At 64.6% G+C, this 19,011-nt stretch carries 8 protein-coding genes; 5 read left to right on the forward strand and 3 right to left on the reverse strand.

Annotated features, from left to right (window positions below; translation table 11 throughout):
• Positions 1 to 24: 24 nt before the first annotated feature.
• Both AAFG50_RS04705 and AAFG50_RS04710 read right to left on the reverse strand, forming a co-directional pair.
• Entirely contained in the window at positions 25 to 1,149 is a 1,125-nt protein-coding gene (locus AAFG50_RS04705; RefSeq protein ID WP_028173722.1) for a lysozyme inhibitor LprI family protein, read from the reverse strand.
• Between the two features lie 116 nt (positions 1,150 to 1,265).
• Positions 1,266 to 1,997: a transglutaminase-like cysteine peptidase gene (locus tag AAFG50_RS04710; RefSeq protein ID WP_028173723.1), complete on the reverse strand. Its 732-nt coding sequence runs from the start codon at positions 1,995 to 1,997 to the stop codon at positions 1,266 to 1,268.
• A gap of 619 nt (positions 1,998 to 2,616) precedes the next feature.
• Between AAFG50_RS04710 and AAFG50_RS04715 the strand changes: the two genes are divergently transcribed.
• Both AAFG50_RS04715 and AAFG50_RS04720 read left to right on the forward strand, forming a co-directional pair.
• Entirely contained in the window at positions 2,617 to 10,944 is an 8,328-nt protein-coding gene (locus AAFG50_RS04715; protein ID WP_028173724.1) for a FecR domain-containing protein, read from the forward strand.
• Between the two features lie 123 nt (positions 10,945 to 11,067).
• Positions 11,068 to 13,299, forward strand: a complete 2,232-nt coding sequence (locus AAFG50_RS04720; protein WP_011090647.1) for an adenylate/guanylate cyclase domain-containing protein — start codon at positions 11,068 to 11,070, stop codon at positions 13,297 to 13,299.
• 198 nt (positions 13,300 to 13,497) lie between these two features.
• On the opposite strand, the gene AAFG50_RS04725 is transcribed toward AAFG50_RS04720, so the two are convergent.
• Positions 13,498 to 15,093, reverse strand: coding sequence for an ABC transporter substrate-binding protein (locus AAFG50_RS04725; RefSeq protein WP_028173725.1), 1,596 nt, complete (start codon positions 15,091 to 15,093; stop codon positions 13,498 to 13,500).
• A gap of 200 nt (positions 15,094 to 15,293) precedes the next feature.
• Between AAFG50_RS04725 and AAFG50_RS04730 the strand changes: the two genes are divergently transcribed.
• The 3 genes from AAFG50_RS04730 to AAFG50_RS04740 all read left to right on the forward strand — a co-directional run bounded on the left by AAFG50_RS04730 (position 15,294) and on the right by AAFG50_RS04740 (position 19,008).
• Positions 15,294 to 16,952 carry an ABC transporter substrate-binding protein gene (locus tag AAFG50_RS04730; RefSeq protein ID WP_028173726.1) on the forward strand — a complete coding sequence of 553 codons (1,659 nt, stop codon included), beginning with the start codon at positions 15,294 to 15,296 and terminating at the stop codon, positions 16,950 to 16,952.
• A gap of 196 nt (positions 16,953 to 17,148) precedes the next feature.
• Positions 17,149 to 18,102 (forward strand): ABC transporter permease, encoded by a 954-nt coding sequence (locus AAFG50_RS04735; RefSeq protein ID WP_011090644.1) that lies wholly within the window; start codon positions 17,149 to 17,151, stop codon positions 18,100 to 18,102.
• A 3-nt stretch (positions 18,103 to 18,105) separates the two neighbouring features.
• Positions 18,106 to 19,008 (forward strand): ABC transporter permease, encoded by a 903-nt coding sequence (locus tag AAFG50_RS04740; protein ID WP_011090643.1) that lies wholly within the window; start codon positions 18,106 to 18,108, stop codon positions 19,006 to 19,008.
• Positions 19,009 to 19,011: the final 3 nt, after the last annotated feature.

The following is a 19,011-nucleotide window of genomic DNA, read 5'->3' on the forward strand; positions in this document are numbered from 1 at the left end:
AGCGGGGAGAGGGAGAAGAAAGACCTACGATCCCCCGCTCGCGGTCCCCGAATTCACCGGTGCCAGCTCGTCTTCACGGCAGCGCCAGCCGTCGCCGGCTTTGACGAAGGCGAAGGTGCGCTGGATCCTGAGGCGGCGCGTGACGTTGAAGGCATCCGCGGAGCGCTCCTTGTTGCCGGCAGCTCCCGGCTGCGGACGACCCGTCCTGGCGTCCCAGCAGGTGCCGGTGCAGGTGGAGGCCACTTTGCTGCATGTGGCGAAGGGCGCCAACACGACCATTTCGATCTCGCCCGTGACCTGCGCCTCCTGGTCGCTCACCTGGCTGTCGACGGCGTAGACGCGGTTGATGCGCAGGAAATTTCCGCAGGAATTGGCCGCGTGAATCCGCGCGGCGCAGAAGTCGACGGCGTCGGTGTCGGGCGAGCGGGCCGCGACCTGCCGGCCGAACACCTTTTTGGGATCGCTCTTGGCGGCGCGGATCTCGTCGGTCTTGTGTGCGAGGTAATCGGCGAGGCAGCTCTCCGCCGATTCGAGCTCTTGCAGCGGCACGTTCTCCTTGCCGACCAGATTGCATCTGCGGTCGCGCTCTCGCGTCCACCGGCCGTATTCGGCGAAGGCAAAGCGGGCCGCAGTCGGGTCCAGCTTGCCGATCAGCCCGAGCACCTGGCCATTGAGCTCCGTTTCGGCGAGCGCCAGCGAGGGGTCCGCGCAGATCAGTGCGCCCGCGGCCGTATTGGCGGCGAGACAGTCGAAATCGGGATCACGCAGGATCGTGGTGCGCTCCTCGGTCACCTTGAGGAGACACGCCTTCACCCGGTCGAAATCGTCGGTGCGGATCCGGGTCTCGCCGACGATGCCGCAGCCGAGATTGCGCTGGCGGCCCCAGATCGCGTTCTCCTCGATGGCCGGCAGGCGGTCGGGCAGGCGGGCGAGCCGCGCTTCGATCGCCGTGCCCAGCTTCTCGGCGGCGGCGGCAAGCTCGGCGTCACCGCAGATCAATTGATTGCCGGGATCGCGAATCTGCTGGCAGTTGTTCCTGGCGAACAGCGGCAGCTTGTCGGCGATGGAGCGATCGGATGGGCCGGATTGCGCGAACACGGGTGCCGCGGGCGCGAGCAGCGCAAGCACAATCAGCCCGATGAACCGCATTCCAGTCGCCCCCGCCTTGCCGGAGGCATGCTAGCGCCCCGGATCGCGCGGTGGAATGAATTTGTGGGGCGGCGCTTTGCGCCGACCCGCTGGCTCCATCCGGGTTGCAAGCTAGCTCAGTGCGCCTCGGCCGTGGCCATCGACAACCGCACCGGCTCGTCGACATATTTCAGCACGGCCGACTGGTACAGCACGAACAGCGGTTGGTAGCCCCGCGAGTCGTCGTCCTCGACCATCGCCATGCGGCGGTTGTCCAGCATCAGCCAGTGTCCGTCGAGCTTTGCCGCGGCAACCGCATGCTCCTCGCCGGCGCGGATGTCGCGCACCACGACGACGCGGAGGTCCTCGGTGGCAACGCCGGCGAGCCGCAGCGCGGCCAGCTTGGCGATGGCATAGTCTTCGCAGTCGCCGGCGCCGCGCTCGAAGGTCGCAAGCGGCGAGCTCCAGACGTCGTCGGCGCCGTCATTGGCGGCGCGGATGGCGAGGTTGATGGCGCGATTGGTCTCGCCCAGCCGGGCGCGGCCGTCGCGGGCGCGGGCCTGGTCGACGATGGCGAGCAACTTGAGTGCCGCAGGCGATGCGCAATTGTCGCGGTCGCCGTCGCACAGCGCGAGCTGCACCATGTCGTCGTCGAGCCTGGATTTCAGCGCGGACCATTTCTGCTGGAGGCTGCCGGACGAGATGGCAAAGGCGAACACGCCGAACGGTTCGGCGGATTTGCGCACGAGGACGCCGGCGCCCGGCGACAGCAGCGTGCCGGCGCGGAGCTCTGCGGCCGATCCGAGCAGGACCAATCCGCACAGGCCAAGGATTGCGCGCCAGGCGCGCGAGCGAGCAGCGGTCTCCATCTGACATCCCCTTCCGGCTTCGCCAGGTCCCCCTCGACCTGTACGTGCCGGGCTTTGTTGCTTTCGCGGAGATAGTGCGAGACGGGCCGTTTTGTTCTGCTTAATGCGCCCGGCAGGGGCCCCAAAACCGTGGGACAGGCTGAAACGGCTCTGCCCAAATTGCGTAAAATTTTACGAATCGGGGGCTAGGAGGTGTCCGGTCGCCGCGAAATGGAAACAATTGCAGGCAGAAGTTGCAGGTAGGCTGATTCTGTCGCCTATGGCTAACGACCCGCTATTTCACGGGTTCTGTTAGTTGGGTCACAGATTTAGTTCCGTATTTCCCGCAGGATGCCCCGGGGTTCCACGAAGAAAAGATGACATGAGTATCTGCCGCTTGATCTATACGGCAGTTTACTTTGGATGACTGAGAATGTGCGAAAACAGGCCGACTTCAACTTCAGAATACTGCAAGGAATACTTTGTCCTCACCATGAGGGCACTGCTCTTCGAGGGCTCCGATCGTCAAGTGACGCGAAATCACACAAGCAATAGATGGTTTCGCTAAGGATTTAGTAATGCTATGCAAGCTTAGGCGGTTGATACTTACTTAAATTTTAACCCTTTTTACGGTGCCCGGTTGAATTACGCTGGCAAATTTGACGCCGCGATCTTCTTGGACGGCCAGGGTTCCCACTCGCCCGCCGATCTCCATGTCGATTCCTTTACCGCCAAGCCCTTCATCGCGAAGGCGCACGGTCACGTGCCCGACGGCGCGTTCGTGGTTCCCGACCCGAACCTGATCTTCAATGGCGAGTTCAAGCGCGCCGGTCTCGACCTCGTGCTGTCCCATGACGGACACGAGTTCGTCGTTCACGATTATTTCAGGGGCGACAAGCGCGCCGCGATCGCCTCGCCCGATGGCGCCCACCTCACCGGCGACGTCGTCAACGCGCTCACGGGCCATGTGCAATATGCGCAGGCCGCGCCCGGTACTGCCGCAGCCCAGGTCATCGGCCACGTCACCAAACTCTCCGGCAGCGCGACCGCGGTCCGCAACGGCGTTTCGGTCATCCTGAACAACGGCGACAATGTCGAGAAGGGCGACGTGGTCTCGACCGGCGCGGATTCGACGCTCGGTATCACCTTCATCGACGGCACCGTGTTCGGCCTGTCCTCCAATGCGCGGATGGTGCTGAACGAGATGGTCTACGACCCCAACGGGTCGAACAACTCCTCGCTGCTCAGCCTGGTCGCCGGCACGATCACCTTCGTCGCCGGCGAGACCGCCAAGCACGGCGACATGAAGATCGACACGCCGGTCGCCACCATGGGCATCCGCGGCACCGCGGTGCTGACCCAGATCAACTTCGTCGTTCCCGCCGGCGGCGGCGATCCGCAGCCGCAGGCGAGCTTCCAGGTGCTGGTCGAGCCGAACGGCACGACGGGCTCCTACATCCTGTTCGACAAGGTCACGCTGCTGCCGATCGCGACGGTCAATCAGGCCGGCCAGATGATCCAGATCAGCGGCGGCAACGTCTCGATCACCAACGCGCTGATGTCGCCGGACATCCAGAAGCTGATCACGGACGTGTTCACGCTGAAGTTCACCGACAACAACACCAACACCAAGCTGACCACGAACTTCACCGACACGATCACGCAGACCGGCAATATTGTCGTGATCAAGACGGACACCGGTGCCACCGCGACCGCGACCTTCACGAATCTCAATCAGCCGGGTTCGGAGGGGGCGGGCCATAATCCGGCGACCAGCACCCGCATCCCCGGGCCGCCCCTGCGTCAAAGCCTCGATCTCGACGGCAACGTGAAGACAGCGTTCGCGCTGACCGAGCACGCGAACGCGACCGGCGATACGACGCCCGATACGATCTCCGGCCGGATCACCTTCGTCGACCAGAACCTGGGCGATCAGCCGACGGTGAGCATTAGCCTCAGCGACGCGCCGAACTACGTCTACAAGACCGCCGGCCAGCAGGATGTCACCGGCACGCTCTCTGCGCTCCAGAAGCAGGACATCGCGGCGACGCAGATCGATATCCAGGTCGTCGCCGCCGCCGGCAACAACAATAACGGCTCGGCGGTCTGGACCTATACGATTCCCGACCACGTCTTCGACTTCCTGGCGGCGGGCGAAACGCTGACGCTCACCTACAGGGTCCGCGTCGACAACAATTTTTCGGTCAACCCCGAAGCGTCGTTCATCGACATCACCATCACGATCACCGGCACCAACGACAAGCCGGTGATCACCACCAGCGTTCCGACCATCACCTTCGAAGGCGGCACCAGCAAGCCGGGCGGTCCGCTCACCAGCGATGTGCCGACGTCGGGTACGCTGAGCTTCGACGACGTCGATCTCACCGACAAGCATACGGTGTCGGTGGCGCTGACCAGCGCGACCCTGCCTGATGGCAGCACCGTTCCGCCGGGTCCGCTCGCCGCGTTCCAGAGCGCGATGTCGGTCGCGATCGCGGCGGGTGCCGACAGCACCGGGGACGGCACCGGCACCATCAACTGGTCGCTGGCCGACCTTCCCGTCTACCTCGCCGACTTCATTCCGAAGGGCGAGGTGCTGACGCTGACCTACACCGTGACGCTCAAGGATTCGCAGGGCGCCACCTCGCAGCAGACCATCACCGTCACGATCAAGGGCACCGATGCGCCCGCGGTGGTGTGGATCGCGACCGACCACGCGGGCGCGCCTTCCGGCGGTTTCTGGAAGGACGCGGCGAACTGGGAAACCGGCACCGTCCCGACCATCAATGACGACGTCATCGTCATCACCGATCAGCTGCACGGCCTGACGCCGTCCTATCCGGTGACGATCGACGTCGCCGCCTATGCCAGGTCGGTGACGATGAACGATTTCGGCGGCCCGCCGCCGAAACTGATCAACCAGAGCTCGCTGACGATATCGGGCGCGCTCAACATGGGCGCGGACTCGATCCTCACCAACACCGTGACCGGCACGATGTCGGTCGGCGGCAAGGCCAAGATCCTCGACACGAGCGTGCTTACCAATGCCGGCTATCTGACGCTCCAGGGCGGCGGTGATTTCGCCAGCGGCACCACGATCAGCAATTCGGGCACGATCGAGCTGTCGGGCGGCACGTTGAACATACTGGCCACGATCCACAATGCCGGCGGCACGCTGAAGGCCGATGCCGGCACGATGCTGATCGTCGATACCGCGACGGTCGACGGCGGCACCGTCACCATTCTGGGCACGCTGGAGCTCGACGGCACCAGCCTGATCGAGCACGGCGCGCTGAACAATTCCGGCACGGTCAACGTCAAGGGTACGGCCGAGTTCGCCCACGAGAGCGTCTCCAACACCTCCACCGGGACGATCAAGGTGCTGGCGAATGGCTGGCTGACCGTCGACCAGGGCACCAGCGTCGCCAACGCCGGCCACATTACCGTCGATGCCAGCGGCAAGCTGACCGTCAACGGCGCGACGATCAGCGGAGCGGGGCCGGTTATCGGCGGCGGTGACGATGAGGATGGCCCCGTCCTCAACGCCGGCATCCGCGGCACAGGCGTGATCACCGGCAACGGTGAAATCGACCTGACCGGCAACGCCGTCCTGAGCGACGGCATCCTGAACAACAATGCTGTCCTCAACGTCAGCGGCAGCGGCAATGCGCTGAGCAATGAGGGCGTCGACAATGCCGGCACGATCGAGGTGCTGACGAACGGCGCCCTGGCCATCGACCAGGGCTCGACCGTCGACAATTCGAGCGGCAACGTTATCGTCGATGCCAATGCCGCGTTGACCCTGGACCACGCCACGCTCAGCGGCGGCGCCATCAAGGGCGGCGGCACCATCGACGTCACCGGTGCCAGCAAGATCGACGGCGGTGCCATACTCAGCGTCACTGCGGTCACCGCGGGTGCCGCGCTGACGCTGGATGGCGTCACCGTGTCCGGGACTGATATCACCGACAATTCCAGCATCGAGCTCGACAACACCGTCAAGCTCAAGGACGGCGCCAGGATCCAGGGCGGAGCGGTCGCCAACACCGGCACGCTCGAGATCGCCGGCGCCGCGACGCTGCTCAACGATATCCTGACCAACACCAGCCATGTCATCAAGATCGACGATGGCCAGACGCTGACGCTGTCCGGTACCGAGATCACCGGCGGCACCATCGACAATTATAGCGGTGCGCAGGGCGGCGCGATCGACGTCACCGGCAACAGCAAGATCGACGGCAACGCAACCCTGAACAAGGGCACGGTCACGGTCGAAAACGGCGTCACACTGACGCTCGACGATGCCACCATTGCGGGAGCCACGATCGGCAATGGCGGCACCGTCAAGGTCGATCCCGGCAAGAAGCTGACCCTGGCGGGTGCGAGCCTGACCGGCGGCGCACTCTCCGTTTCGGGCACGCTGGATTCGTCCGGGGCGACCACGATCACCGATGCTGCCATCACCAGCAACGGCCTGATCGAGGCGGTTGGCGGCCTGCTGACGCTTGCCACGATGACCTCGGCCGCCATCGCCAACGCCGGCACGCTTCAGGCCAATGGCGCCGAGCTCGACATCGACCACGAGGCCGTCACCAACACCGGCACGCTGGCCGCGATCAATGGCGGCACGCTGAAGCTGATCGCGATGACGGTGACCAACGGCACCGGCGCGGTTTCGGTCACATCAGGCTCGACGCTCGATCTCGTCGGTGCAGTGATCGATGGCGGCACGTTGACGATCGCGGGGACGCTGGAATCGACCGGCACGAGCGCGATCCACAACGCCGATATCACCAATACCGGCACGATCGCCGTCACCGGCGGCACGCTGACGATCGATCCCGGCGTCCTTCACGCGATCACCAATCACGATCTGATCGAGGTGGTGAACGGCGCCACGCTGAAGCTGATAACCGCCACGGTGGCCAACGCCGGCGGAACGATCTCGATCGACGCCGCGTCAAAACTCTATCTGTCCGACGTTTCGATCAATGGCGGCAGCCTGAGCAATTCTGGCAATCTCTACGGGGTCACCGGTCTCAATACGATCTCGGCGGCGGTTACCAACACCGGCACCATCGAGGTCCAGGCCGGAACGTTGAACCTCTCCGGCTGCCTCAGCGGCGTCGGCGCGGTGATCATCGACAACGGCGCGATGCTCGAGCTCGGCGGTGCGGACGCGCAGACGGTCCTCTTCGCGGGCGGCTCCAACACGCTCAAGCTCGACGATACAAGCCACGCCTTCAGCGGTACCATCAGCGGTCAGGCGTCAACGGGAGGCACCTTCACCATCACCGGTGATGCCAACATTGAGGCATTAAGTGGTGATGCGGTCGACTTCACCGCCTCGGGTGGGTCGCCCGGTAGCCATGGTGACATCATTCTCACGCCCTCCGGTGCACTGACCGGTGCGGCCAATGGCGTCGTCGTCACGCAGAATGGCACAGGCGACGTCTCGCTGACGGCGACCGGCAACATTACCGGCAGTGCCGGCAACGGCATCACGTTGCGCGAGAGCCAAACGGGCTCCGGTGCCATCACGGTCAACAATCTCACCGGCAAGGCGACCGGCTCCGGCGCGAATTCGGTCGGTGTGCTGGTCGAGAACCTGAACACCGCCAACGGCGGCGACATTTCGATTACCCAGCTTGGCGGCGCCGCGGGCGGCGCTTACGGCATCGATGCGCACACTGAGGGTGGCGGCGACATTACCATCGACGCCGGCGGCACCATCACGGGGAGCTCGATCTACGGCGTCCGTTCGCGCAGCTATGGCTCAGGCAGCACGACCGTCAGGACGGAGGCCGGCAGCGTCGTCACGTCGGGAAGCTCCGGCGTCGTCGCAGTCAATCGCGCGAGCACGCTCCTGGCCTCGGATCACAGCTCGATCACCGTCACCAACTACGGCACCGTCAACTCTGGTGCGAGCCTCAATCTGAGCGGCAACGCGCCGGCCGGCCTCGAGGCCGGCTACCTCGGCGCGACGATTGGCTTTGGCGCCAACGCCAACGTCTATGGCAACGTCGTCGTCAACAACTACGGCAATGTCACCGCCGCGGGCGGCTACGGCATCCACGCCTACAATTACGGCAATGGCGACGTCACGGTGAACGACGGCGCCGGCACCACCGTCATCGGTGCCGAGATAGGTATCCGCGCCCAGGCGCTGAACGGCGGTAGCGGCAACGTGACCGTCACGCTCGCTGCCAATGCCTCGGTGAAGGGCACGACCAGCTACGGCATTCTCGCCTATAGCATCGACCAGGGCGACATCAGCGTCACCCTGGCGAGCGGCGATAGCGTCATCTCGGGCAGCTCCGGCATCGTGGCGGTCAACTACGCAGCGGCGATCGCGAGCGGCGTACACAGCACGATCTCAGTCGTGGCGCACGGCGCCATCCATTCCGGCTCGGCGCCGAACGGCGATACCACCACGCCGGGCGCGATCATCGCGGGCTACAAGCCGGGTGGCAGCGGCGTCTTCTCGAACGCCGTCAGCGGCGACGTCACCGTCACCAGCGATGCGACCATCATTGCGGATGCCGGCTACGGCATCGAGGCGTTCACCTGGGGCGTCGGCAAGGTCACGGTCACGACCGGCGCGGGCTCGTCGATCACCGCGGCGGGCACCGCGATCGGTGTCTTCGATCATGGGGGCGGTGACGTCAGCGTCACCAACAACGGCTCCGCCACCGGCGCGGTCGGCCTGTCCGCTTTTGCCGCGGGCGCAGGCGCTGTCACCATTGTCAATAACGGCCATATCATCGGCACCAGCAGCGTCGGCATCAGTGTCAATCAGAACGCCGTCGCTCCGGGCGATCCGGCCGCGACCGGCTCGATGCACATCACCAACACCGGCTCGGTCGTGGGCGCGACCGGCCATGCGGCGATCTTCATCCAGGAGAACGCGAACGGCCTCGCGACGATCGACAATTCCGGCACGATCGGGCCGGCCGTCGCCTCCACCGTGACCTCCGCGACTTATGCGATCGTCGAGACCGGCGGCGCCGTCATCATCAACAACACCGGCCACATCAACGGCAACATCTCGGTCGCGAGCGCGACCTTCAACAACAATGCAGGCGGCATCTGGACCGTCGGCGGCAGCAGCGTCTTCGGCAACGTGTCCTCGATCGTCAACGCCGGCGAAATCGATCTGCTCAATGGCGCCTCGATTTCGGTGAACGGAACCGGCATCAGCAATTCCGGCGACATCGACAGCTGGGGCGCGGCGTCGATCACGGGCACCATCGTCAACAGCCATCTCATCGAGGTCCACACCGGAACGCTGACGCTGTTCGGCTCGCTGACCGGCGCAGGCTCGGTCACGATCGACGCCAATGCGACGCTCGAGATCAAGAACCTGGTGTCGCAGACCGTCACCTTCGCCGGCGCCGGCGGCGAGCTCGAGATCGACACGACGACCTTCGGCGGTTCGATCGCCGGCTTCGCCGCCAACGAGAAGATCGACCTGTCGACCATCACCTGGGACGGCGGGACCACGGCGACCTATGACGCCCTCTCCGGCAATCTCGTCGTGAGCGATACGCATAACCACAGCATCACGCTCAAGCTCATCGGCAGCTACAGCGACACGCATTTCATCACGAGCAGCGACGGAAACGGCGGCACCATCGTCGAGATCGCCCCGGTCGATGAATGGACCAATCCTGCCGGCGGCGACTGGAACACGGCGTCGAACTGGAGCCTGGGCGTGCCGGGGGCCAGCTACGACGTGAAGCTGCTCGCCGGAGGCGAACCCTGCACCGTCGACAGCGCGGCCAACGTCACGATCCACGACCTCACCGTCGCCTCCGGCGTGACGCTGCTGACCGAGCCCGGCACCGTGTTCACGGTGAAGGGCGACGTCGTCGACAATGGCCTGATCGAGGCCGGCCCGTTCTCCGGGAATGACATTTCGACGATCGACATCAAGGGCAATGTCAGCGGCACCGGAGCGATCGAGATTTCCAACAAGGCCGTCGTGGAGATCGAGGGCTCGGTTTCGGGGATCGTCGTCTACTACGACAACGGCCTGGGCACCCTTGTCCTGGACCATGCCAAGGATTTCCACGGGCTCATCTCGGGCTCTCCGGCCGGAGCTCCGCTCTCGTCCGGCAATCTGATCGACATGAAGGATCTCGCCTGGACATCCTCGATGTCGGCGCAGGCCCAGTACAATTCGGACACGAACGTCACGACCGTCGACTTCTACAACGGCGCGACCACCGTCACCCTGCAGTTTCTCGGCAGGGACCTGAATTGGACCCTTCAGAGCGACGGTCATGGCGGCACCACCGTTTATGATCCGCCCGCCGACACGCCCATGACGATCGAGACCGGCGCGGTGCTGAACCTCAGAGAGGCTTCCGCACAGAGCGTGACCTTTGCCAACGGGACCGGTACCACCGGCACCTTCGCGATCGAACACGCCGCCGATTTCACCGGCGTCATCAACGGCTTTGCGGGTGACGGCACGGCCGCCAATTCGGATCTCCTCGACCTCAAGGACATCGGCTTCTCGAGCCTGACCGGGGTGACCTACACCGAAAACGCCGACCATCTGGGCGGCGTGCTGACGCTGTCCGACGGGACCGACACCGCGACCATCAGGTTTGCCGGGAGCTACAGCATCGACAGCTTCCATTTCGCAAACGACGGCAACGGCGGCACGCTGGTCGTCGATCCGCCCACGGGACCCACCCTGGTCGGAACCGACGGGCAGGACCAGTTCTCCTTTACGAATTCGACGCTTCCGGTTCAGAGCACGATCGTCGATTTCGAGCTGGGCCAGGACAAGATCGACCTGCAGAAGTTTGCCAACATCCACTCCTTCAGCGATCTCGGCATCACGCAACAGGGAGCCGACACGCTGGTCACGCTCGACGATCACCAGTCGATCCGCCTGAAGAATCTCGTGGCGAGCAGCCTGCATGCCGGTGATTTCATCGTCGCGAACCATGCCTGACGGTCATTCCCCGGTTCGGCTACGGCGCCTCGTTCGCGGCGGATTCCGGTATCAAAGATGTAGCTGATTGCGTATTGTCGCCCGAACATCGGACGAAGAAGAGCTGCGGGAAATTCAGGCGATATGAAACGTCTCAAGATCCTCCGGCGGTGGTTTGCGCGGAAGCTTGGCCTTGCGCGGCTGATGTGCCTGGCGCTGCTGGTCGTCTTCGCCGGCGCCCGGCTCTGGGATCCGCCGCCGATCCAGGAATTGCGGCTGCGCACCTTCGACATGTTTCAGCTGATCGATCCGCGCCACAAGACGGCGCGGCCGGTCACCATCGTCGACATCGACGACAAGAGCCTCGCCAGGCTCGGGCAGTGGCCGTGGCCGCGGACGCGGATCGCCGATTTGATCCAGAACCTCACCAGCAACGGCGCGGTCGCGATCGGTTTCGACGTGGTGTTCTCGGAAGCCGACCGGCTCAACCCGGATCTGGTCGCGAGCCAGATGCGCTATCTGGACGATGCCACCCGCGCCAAGCTGCGCGAGCTGCCGACCAATGACCAGATCCTTGCCGATGCTATCAAGCGCTCGCGCGTGGTGCTGGGCGAGACCGGGCAGCGGGCGATCTCGTCGGAGATCGACAAGGAGCTCCCCTTCACCGGCGTCGCGACGGTCGGCGAGGACGGTGCCGAACGCTTTCTGTTCGAATTCCCGGGCCTGCTGCGCAACGTGCCCGTCATCGAGAAGGTTGCGGCGGGCCGTGGCCTGTTTTCGATCAAGACCGAGCGCGACGGATTGATCCGCCGCGTGCCGATGATCATGCGCGCGCAGGGCATGGTCATGCCCTCGCTCAGCCTCGAGATCCTGCGCGTCATCACGGGAACGCCGACGCTGCTGGTCCGGACCGACAAGACCGGCGTGCGGGGCGTGCGCCTCAAGGGCGTCGAGATCCCGACCGACAGAAACGGCCAGCTCTGGGTGCATTACGCTCGCCAGGATCCCTCGATCTACGTCTCGGCGGCCGACGTGCTCGACAACACCGTGCCGCCCGCCAAGATCGCCGGCAAGCTGGTGCTGGTCGGCACCTCCGCGGTCGGGCTCAACGACATCAAGACCACGCCGGTGTCCTCGACCATGCCGGGCGTCGAGATCCATGCCCAGGTGCTGGAGAGCGTGCTGAGCGGCGCGGTGATCTCCCAGCCGAACTACGCGCTCGGCGTCGAATTGATCGCCGCGCTCGTCATCGGCCTGCTCGTCATCATCTTCACGCCGAATCTCGGCCCGGTACGCCTCGTGCTTGCGGGCGCGATGTTCGCCGCCATCCTGGTCGGCGTGTCCTGGTTCTTCTACGCGCAGTACCGCTACCTCATCGACTTCACCTACCCGCTGCTGTCGACCACCGCGATCTACCTGACGCTGATCTTCGCCAGCTTCGTGCGCGAGCAGCGTCAGCGCGTGCAGATCCGGGGCATGTTCGCGCAGTACATGTCGCCGGTTCTGGTCGAACAGCTGGCGCAATCGCCGGAAAAGCTCGTGCTCGGCGGCGAGGAGCGCGAGATGACGATCATGTTCTCCGACGTGCGCGGCTTCACCACGATCTCGGAGAGCTACAAGCACGATCCGCAAGGCCTCATCACGCTGATGAACCGCTTCCTGACGCCGCTGACTGACGTGATCATCGATCAGAAGGGTTATATCGACAAGTACATGGGCGACGCCATCATGGCGTTCTGGAACGCGCCGCTCGACGATGCCGAGCACGAGGTCAACGCCTGCGAGGCCGCGATCCAGATGCTGGAGCGGATCGACGCGGTCAACAAGGAGCGCGAGGAGGAAGCCGCCGACGGCGGCCACGTCTACATCCCGCTCAATGTCGGCATCGGCCTCAACACCGGCATCGGCGTGGTCGGCAACATGGGCTCCGACCTGAAGAAGAACTATTCGGTGCTCGGCGACAGCGTGAACCTGGCCTCGCGCCTGGAGGGACAGTCGAAGGAATACGGTTTCCCGATCATCGTCGGCTCCAGGACCGCGCTCGCCGCCAAGGACAAGTTCGCGATCCTCGAGCTCGACTTCATCATGGTCAAGGGCAAGACCGAGCCGGAGGTGATCTACGCCGTCGCCGGCCGCGAGGACGTGATGCATTCAGGCTCCTTCCAGCGCCTGCGCAACGTCACCATCGAGATGCTCGGCTGCTACCGCAACCGCGACTGGCAGGGCGCGCTGGACGCCATCGAGCGCGGCCGTCGCAGCGAGGACGCCGACACGCTGGAAAAGCTGTTCAAGCTTTATGAAATCCGCATCAAGGAATTCCAGCTCAATCCGCCGGCGGAAGGCTGGAACGGGGCATACGCGCTGCTGACGAAGTAGGGGGCACACATTCGCTGTCGTCCCGGACAAGCGCGCCTCAAGCGCGCGCCGATCCGGGACCCATAATCCCAGGGAGGAGTTGCGGCGCGAGATCGGCAACCGCGAGTCTTCGCCAAACATCTCCCTGTGGCTATGGGGCCCGGGTCTGCGCTGACGCTTGCCCGGGACGACAGGGGTGTTTGACGCGGTAGATTGCCCTCACTCCACCCCGATCGTCGTCAGGTCCTGGAACCAGTGCTGCGCCTGCACGAACTGCTTGATCTTAGGCGACAGCGCATGCGGGTTGGTGTCGTGGACGACCCAGACCAGCGCGGCGTCATCGACGATCAGCGCGTGCGCCTGGGCGAGCAACTCATCCTGCTTGGCGCTGTCGAAGGTCTGCTTGGCCTCGTCGATCAGCGCGTCGACCTTCGGGTTCTTGTAGCCGCCCCAGTTGACGCCGACCGGCGCGATCTGGCCGGAATGGAAGAAGCGGACGATGGCGTAGAGCGGGTCGGAGGTGACATAGGCGATGTTGTTGGCGGTGATGCCGGCGTTCATCTCGTCGGCCGCGCCCTTGCGCCAATGCGTGTAGAGCGTCTCGAGCTCGACGACCTTGAAGTCGATGTCGATGCCGATCTCCTTGAAGCTCTGCTGCAAGAACTCGTTCATCGGCAGCGACAGCATCTGGCCGGTGCCGCCCTGCGCGATGATGAAGGTGGTCTTCAGCGGCTTGGCCTTGGAGTAGCCGGCTTCCTCGACCAGCTTCTTCGCTGCCGCAAGGTCGTATTTCAGCTCGAAGGTCGGCTTGCCGAACCACGGGCTCGACGGATCGACCTGGCCCTTGGCGGGTTTTGCCAGGCCGTTCATCAGGCCCACGACCGCCTCACGATCGATCGCAAGGTTCAGCGCCTTGCGCAGCCGGATATCGGTCCAGGGCGAGCCCGGCAGCACGCTGAGATGATAATTCCAGACATGCGGTGTGACGTTGTCGACGAGCTTCATGCCGGCCGCCTTCAGCTGCGGCACGGCGTCCGGCGCCGGCGTCTCGATCAGGTCAACTTGCCCGGCGAGCAGCGCGTTGGTGCGCGTCAGCGCTTCGGGCATCGGCACCAGCACCAGCTTGTCGACCTTGGGGATGCGCTTCTTGTTCCAGTAGTCCGGATTCTTGGTCAGCTCCGCAAGCTCGCGCGGCACCAGCTTGGTCAATTTGAACGGGCCGGTGCCGGAGGGCTCGCTGGCGAACTTGTCCCAGTCCTTGCCGAGCTTCTCGTACTGCGCCGGGCTCGAGACCAGGAACCACAGCATCTGATAGGGAAAGAAGGAATCAACCGTCTTGGTGGTGATCTCCACCGTGGAATCGTCGATCTTGGCGTAGCTCGCGACGGACGGCAGGCGGGTCTTCACCTGCGCGCTCTGCCGCTTGTCGAATTGCGGCGCCTTGTCGTTGAGCACCTTGTCGAGATTCCAGATCACGGCGTCGGCGTTGAACTCGCTGCCGTCGTGAAACTTCACACCCTTGCGAAGCGTGAAGCGCCATTTGGTCTTGTCGGCATCGTCCACCTTCCATTCGGTCGCGAGGCCCGGCACCAGCTTGCCGGGACGATCGGCGACGTCCATCTCCCAGGCGACGAGCGGATCGTAGATCGTGTAGGCCGTGAACTGATAGGCGCCGGCGCCGCGATCGGGCTGGCCGGTCGTCAGCGGAATGTCCGCCATCGAGATGCCGTAGCGCACCACCGTTTCGGCGCGCGCCGAGATCGCGGAAATCGCCAGCGCAAGCACGGCGAAACAGGTCGTCAGTCGGATACGCATGGCCCAAAGCTCCCAGGAGATTTCGGGGCCAAACTTGCAATCTTGATGCCAGAATAGGCAGCGACGTGCCTCCGCAGACGTGCGATCACAAAGACTTGTCGTCGCAGGGGCAATTTGCAGAAAAAGTTTCCCCATTGGCACAGCCATTGCATACGATTGCATCAAAATTAGTCACTGAAAGCCGGAAGAGGACTGAGACGATGCTGATCAAGAACAACAAGACCCGCGCGGCGCTGATCGCGTTGCTGGCGCTCGGCAGTGCCGCCGCATGGCCGCGTGTGGCCAGCGCGGAAACGGTGCTGCGCATCGGCATGACCGCTGCCGATATTCCGCGCACGCTGGGCCAGCCCGATCAGGGCTTTGAAGGCAACCGCTTCACCGGCCTCACCATGTATGACGCGCTGACCGGCTGGGACCTGTCCTCCGCCGATAAGCCGAGCGTGGTGATCCCCGGCCTTGCCACCGAGTGGAAGGTCGACGATGCCGACAAGACCAAATGGACCTTCAAGCTGCGCCCCGGCGTCACCTTCCATGACGGCTCGCCGTTCAATGCGGACGCCGTGGTGTGGAACGTCGAGAAGGTGCTGAAGCAGGATGCGCCGCAGTTCGACGCCAGCCAGGTCGGCGTCACCGCCTCGCGCATGCCGACGCTCGCCTCGGCGAAGAAGATCGACGACATGACGGTCGAGCTCACCACCAAGGAGCCCGACAGCTTCCTGCCGATCAATCTCACCAACCTCTTCATGGCGAGCCCGGCGAAGTGGCAGCATTTCTATGACAAGGCGGAAGGCGCCGACGCCAAGGCCAAGTCGCAGGCTGCGTGGACTGCCTTTGCGAAGGATGCCGCGGGCACCGGCCCCTGGAAGATGGCGAGCTTCACCCCGCGCGAGCGGCTCGAGCTGGTCAAGAACGCGAGCTATTGGGACAAGGCGCGCGTGCCCAAGGTCGACAAGATGGTGCTGTTGCCGATGCCGGAGGCGAACGCCCGCACCGCGGCGCTGCTCTCCGGACAGGTCGATTGGGTCGAGGCGCCGGCGCCGGATGCGCTGCCTGAGCTCAAGCAGCGCGGCTTCAAGCTCTATGCGAACGAGCAGCCGCATGTCTGGCCGTGGCAGTTCTCGCGCATCGAAGGCTCGCCCTGGAACGATATCCGCGTGCGCAAGGCGGCCAACCTCTGCGTCGATCGCGAAGGCCTCAAGGACGGCCTGCTCGCCGGCCTGATGGTGCCTGCGACCGGCACCTTCGAGCCCGGCCATCCCTGGCGCGGCAAGCCGGCTTTCGAGATCAAGTACGACAAGGCGGCCGCGCAGAAGCTGATGCAGGAGGCCGGCTTCGGCCCGAACAAGAAGCTCGAGGTGAAGATCCAGACCTCGGCCTCCGGCTCGGGCCAGATGCAGCCGCTGCCGATGAACGAATATCTCCAGCAGGCGCTCGCCGAATGCTATTTCGACGTGAAGCTCGACGTCATCGAGTGGAACACGCTGTTCACCAACTGGCGCCGCGGCGCCAAGGATCCCTCGGCCAACGGCTCCAACGCGACCAACGTCACCTATGCAGCGATGGACCCGTTCTTCGCACTGGTGCGCTTCCTGCAATCGGGCATGGCGCCGCCGGTCTCGAACAATTGGGGTTTCATCAACAATCCCAAGTTCGACGAGCTGGTCAAGAAGGCGCGCCAGACCTTCGATCCCGCCGCGCGTGACGCCGCGCTCGCCGAGCTGCACGCGGCTTCCGTCGACGACGCCGCCTTCCTCTACGTCGCCCACGACGTCGGCCCCCGCGCCATCAGCCCGAAGGTCACAGGCGTCGTGCAGCCGAAGAGCTGGTTCATCGACTTCTCGCTGGTGTCGATGCAGTAGTTCGCGCCACACGCACGCTGTACCCTCTCCCCTTGTGGGAGAGGGTGGCTTCGCGATAGCGAAGCCGGGTGAGGGGTCTCTCTCCGCGAGTGACCCTCTCTCTCACTCGATAATGCTGTAACCGCGGATAGAACCCCTCATCCGGCGCTTCGCGCCACCTTCTCCCACAAGGGGAGAAGGGAAGAAAGAATCCGACGTGCTCGCCTATACCGCCAGACGCATCGTCTATGTCGTCCCGATCGTCATCAGCGTCGCGCTGGTGTGCTTTCTGCTCGTGCACATCACGCCGGGCGATCCGCTCGTCGCCGTGCTGCCGGCCGACGCTTCGCAGGAGCTCGCGGCGCAGCTGCGCGCCGCCTACGGCTTCGACCGGCCGCTGCCGGTGCAGTTCGGACTTTGGCTGCTCCGTGCCCTTCATGGCGATCTCGGCAATTCCATCGCGACGGGGCGCCCCGTGCTGGCCGAGGTCATGCGCGCGGTCGGCAACACCGTCACGCTCGCGATTGCCGCCGCCATCATCGGCTTCACCATGGGCATCCTGCTCGGCCTGATCGCGGGCTATTTCCGCGAGACCTGGATCGACAAGGTCGCGACCTCCTTTGCCATCGCCGGCGTCTCGGTGCCGCATTACTGGCTCGGCATGGTGCTGGTCATCATCTTCTCGGTGCAGCTGAACTGGCTGCCCGCGGTCGGCGCCGGACCGAACGGCTCCAACTCCTGGGCGTGGGACTGGGCGCACCTGAAATATCTCGTGCTGCCGGCGATCACCACGTCGGTGATTCCGATGGGCATCGTCACCCGCACCGTGCGCGCGCTGACCGGCGACATCCTCAGCCAGGACTTCGTCGAGGCCCTGCGCGCAAAAGGCCTGCACGAAACCGGCGTGTTCCGTCACGTCATCAAGAACGCCGCGCCCACCGCGCTTGCGGTGATGGGGCTTCAGCTCGGCTACATGCTCGGCGGCTCGATCCTGATCGAGACCGTGTTCTCCTGGCCGGGCTCGGGCTTCCTGCTCAACTCGGCGATCTTCCAGCGCGACCTGCCGCTGCTCCAGGGCACGATCCTGATCCTCGCGCTGTTCTTCGTCTTCCTCAATCTGCTGGTCGATATCGCGCAAGCCGCGATCGACCCGCGCATCAAGCGGGGCTAGCCGATGAGCGAGCTTCCGTTGTCCGCCACTGCCGATGCCGCGCTGCAGGCCGCGCCCGCCACCAAGGCGCGCGGCTATTGGGCCACCGTCGGCCGCCGCATCGTGCGCGACAAGGTCAGCATGGCCTGCGCGCTGGTGCTGCTGCTGATCTTCCTGTCCGCGATCCTGGCGCCGTGGCTCGGTCTGGAAGACCCCTACAAGGGCTCGATGATCCGTCGCCTTCGGCATATCGGCACGGTCGGCTATCCGCTCGGCACCGACGAACTCGGCCGCGACATGCTGGCGCGGCTGATCTATGGCGGGCGGCTGTCGCTGGTCATCGGCATCCTGCCCGTGATCCTTGCCTTCTGCATCGGCACCTCGCTTGGCATCATTGCCGGCTATGTCGGCGGCAAGCTCAACACCGCGATCATGCGCACCGTGGACGTGTTCTACGCTTTCCCGTCGGTGCTGCTCGCGATCGCGATCTCCGGCGCGCTCGGCGCCGGCATCCTCAACTCCATCGTGGCATTGACCATCGTGTTCGTGCCGCAGATCACCCGCGTCGCCGAGAGCGTCACCACCGGCGTGCGCAACATGGATTTCGTCGAGGCCGCGCGCGCCTCCGGTGCCGGAGCCTTCACCATCATGCGCGTGCACATCCTCGGCAACGTGCTGGGCGCGATCTTTGTCTATGCCACCAGCCTGATCTCGGTCTCGATGATCCTGGCCGCCGGCCTCTCCTTCCTTGGCCTCGGCACCAAGCCGCCGGAGCCGGAATGGGGGCTGATGCTGAACACGCTGCGCACCGCGATCTACGTCAATCCCTGGGTTGCGGCGCTTCCCGGCGCGATGATCTTCGCGGTCTCGATCTGCTTCAACCTTCTCTCGGACGGCCTGCGCAGCGCCATGGACATCAGGAATTAGGCC

The sequence above is a fragment of the Bradyrhizobium sp. B039 genome (assembly GCF_038965675.1).
Taxonomy (GTDB): Bacteria; Pseudomonadota; Alphaproteobacteria; order Rhizobiales; family Xanthobacteraceae; genus Bradyrhizobium; species Bradyrhizobium diazoefficiens.

Excerpts from the sequence above, each read along its gene's own strand:
- AAFG50_RS04705 (WP_028173722.1), bottom strand. The coding sequence starts at position 1,149 with ATGCGGTTCATCGGGCTGATTGTGCTTGCGCTGCTCGCGCCCGCGGCA.
- AAFG50_RS04710 (WP_028173723.1), bottom strand. The coding sequence starts at position 1,997 with ATGGAGACCGCTGCTCGCTCGCGCGCCTGGCGCGCAATCCTTGGCCTG.
- AAFG50_RS04720 (WP_011090647.1), top strand. The coding sequence starts at position 11,068 with ATGAAACGTCTCAAGATCCTCCGGCGGTGGTTTGCGCGGAAGCTTGGC.
- AAFG50_RS04725 (WP_028173725.1), bottom strand. The coding sequence starts at position 15,093 with ATGCGTATCCGACTGACGACCTGTTTCGCCGTGCTTGCGCTGGCGATT.
- AAFG50_RS04730 (WP_028173726.1), top strand. The coding sequence starts at position 15,294 with ATGCTGATCAAGAACAACAAGACCCGCGCGGCGCTGATCGCGTTGCTG.
- AAFG50_RS04740 (WP_011090643.1), top strand. The coding sequence starts at position 18,106 with ATGAGCGAGCTTCCGTTGTCCGCCACTGCCGATGCCGCGCTGCAGGCC.